Raw genomic sequence first — 3992 nt, 5'->3', positions numbered from 1 at the left:
AGGCCGGAGCGCGGGCCGGAGCCGAGGAAGCGGATGTCGTTGGCGATCTTGAAGAGTGCCGCCGCCGCCGCGTTGATCGCGCCATGCGAGAACACCATGGAATCATGGGCGGCCAGCGCCTCGAACTTGTTCGGCGCGGTGACGAAGGCTATGCCGGTGATGGCGGCGATGCGGTCCGCCACCTTTTCGGCGAAGCCGACCGGCGCGTTGAGGCCGGTGCCGACCGCGGTGCCGCCCTGCGCCAGCTCCTGCAGGCCGGGCAGCGTCATCTCTATGCGCTTGATCGAGGAGGCGACCTGCGCGGCATAGCCGGAGAATTCCTGGCCCAGCGTCAGCGGGGTGGCGTCCTGCGTATGCGTGCGGCCGATCTTGATGATATGCGCGAACGCCTGGCTCTTGGCCTCCAGCGCCTTGTGCAGGTGCTTCAGCGCCGGCAGCAAATCGTGCACGATGCGCTCGGCGCAGGCGATGTGCATGGCCGTCGGATAGGTGTCGTTCGACGACTGGCTCATATTGACGTGGTCGTTCGGGTGCACCGGCTTCTTCGAGCCCATGACGCCGCCGAGCAGCTCGATCGCCCGGTTGGAGATCACCTCATTGGCGTTCATGTTGGACTGCGTGCCCGAGCCGGTCTGCCACACCACCAGCGGGAAATGGTCGTTGAGCTTGCCGTCGATCACCTCCTGAGCGGCCTCGATGATCGCCTTGCCGAGCGCGGGATCGAGGCGCTTCAGCTCCATATTGGCTTCGGCCGCGGCGCGCTTGACGATGCCGAGCGCGCGCACGATCGAGGCCGGCTGCTTTTCCCAGCCGATCTTGAAATTGCCCAGCGAACGTTGCGCCTGCGCGCCCCAGTAGCGGTCGGCGGCGACCTCGATGGGACCGAATGTGTCGGTTTCGGTTCTGCTCTTCTCAGCGCTCACTGGAGGGTCTCCGGTTGTCGAATTCGGCAACGGCGTATCGCGTTGCACAAATGGCATCAAGCAGAGATTGCGGGCCAAGAAGATGCAAATCGGTTGAAGCGCCTCTTCCTTCTCCCTCTGTCGGAGAAGGTGGATCGGGCGCAGCGCCGACACGGTTGAGAGGTGCGTGACGTATCGCTGTCGGCGCCAAGCTGGAGCCCCCTCATCCGTCGCCTTCGGCTACACCTTCTCCCACAAGGGAGGAAGGGGAAGAGAGAGCCTCTCACCCCGCCGTATAGCCGCCGTCGATCGCAAAGATGCCGCCGCTGGTCCAGGCGGCCTCGTCGCTGCCGAGATAGACGGCAATGCCAGCGAGGTCGCTGGTGCGGCCGATGCGGCCGAGCGGATAGGAGCGCTCGACATAGGCCCTGAGGTCGTCCTGTGCCTGCTGCGGCAGGTTTTCGATCGAGTTGCGCCGCATGGCGGTGTCGATCGTGCCGGGCGCAATCGCGTTGACCCGGATGCCTCGCGGGCCGAGCTCGAAGGCGAGCGACTTGGTCAGCGAGTTCAGCGCGCCCTTGGAGAGCGAGTAAAGGCTGGACGGCCGCTTCGGGATCATCTTGTTGGCGAAATAGGACGAGATGTTGATGATCGAGGCGCCGGCGCCGAGCTGCGGCAGGAGCCGCTGCGTCAGGAAGAAGGCCGCCGTCACGTTGAGCGCGAAGGAATGCTGGAACCGTTCTTCGCTGACCGTCTCGAATGGCACCAGATAAGCGACGCCGGCATTGTTGACGAGGATGTCGAGCGGCCGACCGGATCCTTTGACCCGGGCAGCCACCGCGTCGATGCCGGCGCTGGTGGCGAGGTCGGCCGACAGCGTTTCTACCGTGGCGTTACCTTTTGCTTCCACCGCCAGCGCGTCCCGCGCGGCCTCTAGCTTGCCGGCATCGCGGCCAACGATCAGCACATCGGCGCCTTCGCGAGCGAAGGCTTCAGAGATTGCCAAGCCGATGCCATCCGAACCGCCGGTGACCAGCGCCCTTTTGCCCTGAAGTCTCATCGCCAGGCTCCTTGCAATGTGCCGCGCAGGGATGCAGCGCCGAATGGCGCGGAGGGTCAACCCGTCGGCCTATCGCCCGGTATGAAACTTACCCGGCCGACGCCATCCCGGCGGGCGCTGTCTGGCGCAGGGCGAGGCGTCCCACGACGTAGTCCTTGACCTGGCGCACCGCCAACTCGCGCGATACGCTGCCCGGCCGCAGGCCAAGCCTAACCCACAGCCCGTCGATCAGTGCGGTGACGCCGATCACTATCTCGTCGGCCACGTCCGGCGATGTCAGGCCGCGCAAGCCGGACAACAGGTTCGAGCGCATGCGCGCGTGGATGACCTTCTGGATGCGCGCCAGCTTTTCGTCGCGGGGCACCTCGGCACAGAGCGACAGCCAGGCATGGCAGAGCGGCGGCCGGAACAGATGCTCCTCGAAATTGCCTTCGATCACCGCGTTGAGCCGTTCCATCGGCGTCCGCGCTCGCCGGAGCCTGGCGATCACCGCGTGGCAAAGGACCGCATTCGCCTCGCGCATGGCATGCTCGAACAGCTCCTGCTTGCTGCGGAAATAGTGCAGCACGATGCCTTTCGAGGCGCCGGCCTGGGCCGCCACCTTTTCCAGCGTCGCACCGGCAATGCCCTCGCGCTCCAGCACCGCGAAGGCCGCCTGCCGCAACTCCTTGCGGCGTATGTCGCTGAGACGCGTGAGTTTCATCGGATCGATCCAAGCATGGCGATTCCATGTTGACATTTTCGTCCACCTAGATCAACAATTGACCAATGGGACAATAATTTGACTAAATGGTCAATCAGAGGAGAGCCGATATGTTGCGAGTGCTTGCGAACGGGGTCTGTCTGGCTGCGTTGATGCTGGGTACCCAGGCGGCCCGAGCGGCCGAGGCCGAGCAGTGCAAGGCGGTCCGCATGGCGGAACCCGGCTGGAACGATCTCGCTTTCACCACAGGGGTCGCCTACGTCCTGCTCCAGGCGCTTGGTTACGAGCCGCAGAGCGAGGTGCTCGGCATCAACGTCATCTACGAGGGCATGAAGAACAGGGACCTCGATTTATTCCTCGGCTACTGGGACCCGGCGATGGTCACCTACTATGAGCCCTACAAGAAGGACGGCTCGATCGAGAATGTGCGCGTCAATCTGGTCGGCGCCAAATACACCTTCGCCGTGCCGACCTATGTCTGGGACGCCGGCGTCAAGGACCTGTCCGACCTGCACAAATTCGCCGACAAGTTCGGCAAGAAGATGTACGGCATCGAGCCGGGCTCCAACCAGCTGATGATGGACGCTATCGCCGATCCTCAGTTCGGCCTCGACGGCTGGCAGGTGGTCGAGTCGAGCGAAGCTGGCATGCTCTCGGAGGTCGGCTACGAGATCAAGGAGAAGCAATTCATTGTCTTCCAGGGCTGGGCGCCGCATCCCATGAACACGATGTACGACTTCAAGTACCTGACCGGCGGCGACAAGTTCTTCGGCCCTAATTTCGGCGCCGCGACGGTGACGACGCAGGTGCGCAAGGGTTTTCTGCAGGAATGCCCGAATGTGGCGCAGTTCCTGAAGAACCTCGCATTCGACATCGATATGGAGAATGTCGGCATGGGCTACCTGATCAATGACGGCATGAAGCCGGAGGAGGGGGCGTTGAAGTCGATCGCCTTGCACAAGGATCGTCTCGACGCTTGGCTCGCCGGTGTCGCCACTTTCGACGGCAAGCCAGGCCTCGCCGCGGTCAAGGAAAAGCTCGGACTGTGAGGCCGGCAGCTTTGGAACTGGCGCATCAGGAGGCCGAGCAGGACCCCTGGGCCGGCCGCAAGCAAATCGCCGGTGTCGGCGGTCTCGATCTTGCCTATGTCGAGGTCGCCGGTTCGGAGCCGCCGCTGCTCCTGGTTCATGGCTTCACCGACACCAGCCGCAGTTTTTCGCTGCTGGCGCCGCATCTTTCCGGGCGCCGACTGATCATGCCGGACCTGCGCGGCCACGGCGCCTCACAGGCGGGCGATGGTTATCGCATTGCTGACTTCGCAGAGGAC

At 64.0% G+C, this 3992-nt stretch carries 5 protein-coding genes; 2 read left to right on the top strand and 3 right to left on the bottom strand.

Annotated elements, in window-relative coordinates; all coding sequences use genetic code 11:
- The 3 genes from EN781_RS27905 to betI all read right to left on the bottom strand — a co-directional run.
- The coding region (locus EN781_RS27905; protein WP_145965663.1) for a class II fumarate hydratase at positions 1-923 on the bottom strand (923 nt) is incomplete at its 3' end.
- A gap of 262 nt (positions 924-1185) precedes the next feature.
- Positions 1186-1962 carry an SDR family oxidoreductase gene (locus EN781_RS27900; protein ID WP_126055156.1) on the bottom strand — a complete coding sequence of 259 codons (777 nt, stop codon included), beginning with the start codon at positions 1960-1962 and terminating at the stop codon, positions 1186-1188.
- A gap of 88 nt (positions 1963-2050) precedes the next feature.
- Positions 2051-2665, bottom strand: a complete 615-nt coding sequence (gene betI, locus EN781_RS27895) for a transcriptional regulator BetI (protein WP_245455489.1) — start codon at positions 2663-2665, stop codon at positions 2051-2053.
- 110 nt (positions 2666-2775) lie between these two features.
- Here betI and choX point away from each other — a divergent pair, with 110 nt between their 5' ends.
- Together choX and EN781_RS27885 are read left to right on the top strand one after the other, a co-directional pair.
- Positions 2776-3714, top strand: coding sequence for a choline ABC transporter substrate-binding protein (gene choX / locus EN781_RS27890; protein WP_126055154.1), 939 nt, complete (start codon positions 2776-2778; stop codon positions 3712-3714).
- A partial coding sequence (locus tag EN781_RS27885) for an alpha/beta fold hydrolase (RefSeq protein WP_189347899.1) occupies positions 3711-3992 on the top strand: 282 nt, incomplete at its 3' end. The genes choX and EN781_RS27885, both read left to right, overlap by 4 nt.

Source organism: Mesorhizobium sp. M4A.F.Ca.ET.090.04.2.1, from assembly GCF_003999085.1.
Lineage (GTDB): Bacteria > Pseudomonadota > Alphaproteobacteria > Rhizobiales > Rhizobiaceae > Mesorhizobium.
This window is presented reverse-complemented; position numbering and strand designations above follow the sequence as displayed.

Excerpts from the sequence above, each read along its gene's own strand:
- betI (WP_245455489.1), bottom strand. The coding sequence starts at position 2,665 with ATGAAACTCACGCGTCTCAGCGACATACGCCGCAAGGAGTTGCGGCAG.
- EN781_RS27900 (WP_126055156.1), bottom strand. The coding sequence starts at position 1,962 with ATGAGACTTCAGGGCAAAAGGGCGCTGGTCACCGGCGGTTCGGATGGC.
- choX (WP_126055154.1), top strand. The coding sequence starts at position 2,776 with ATGTTGCGAGTGCTTGCGAACGGGGTCTGTCTGGCTGCGTTGATGCTG.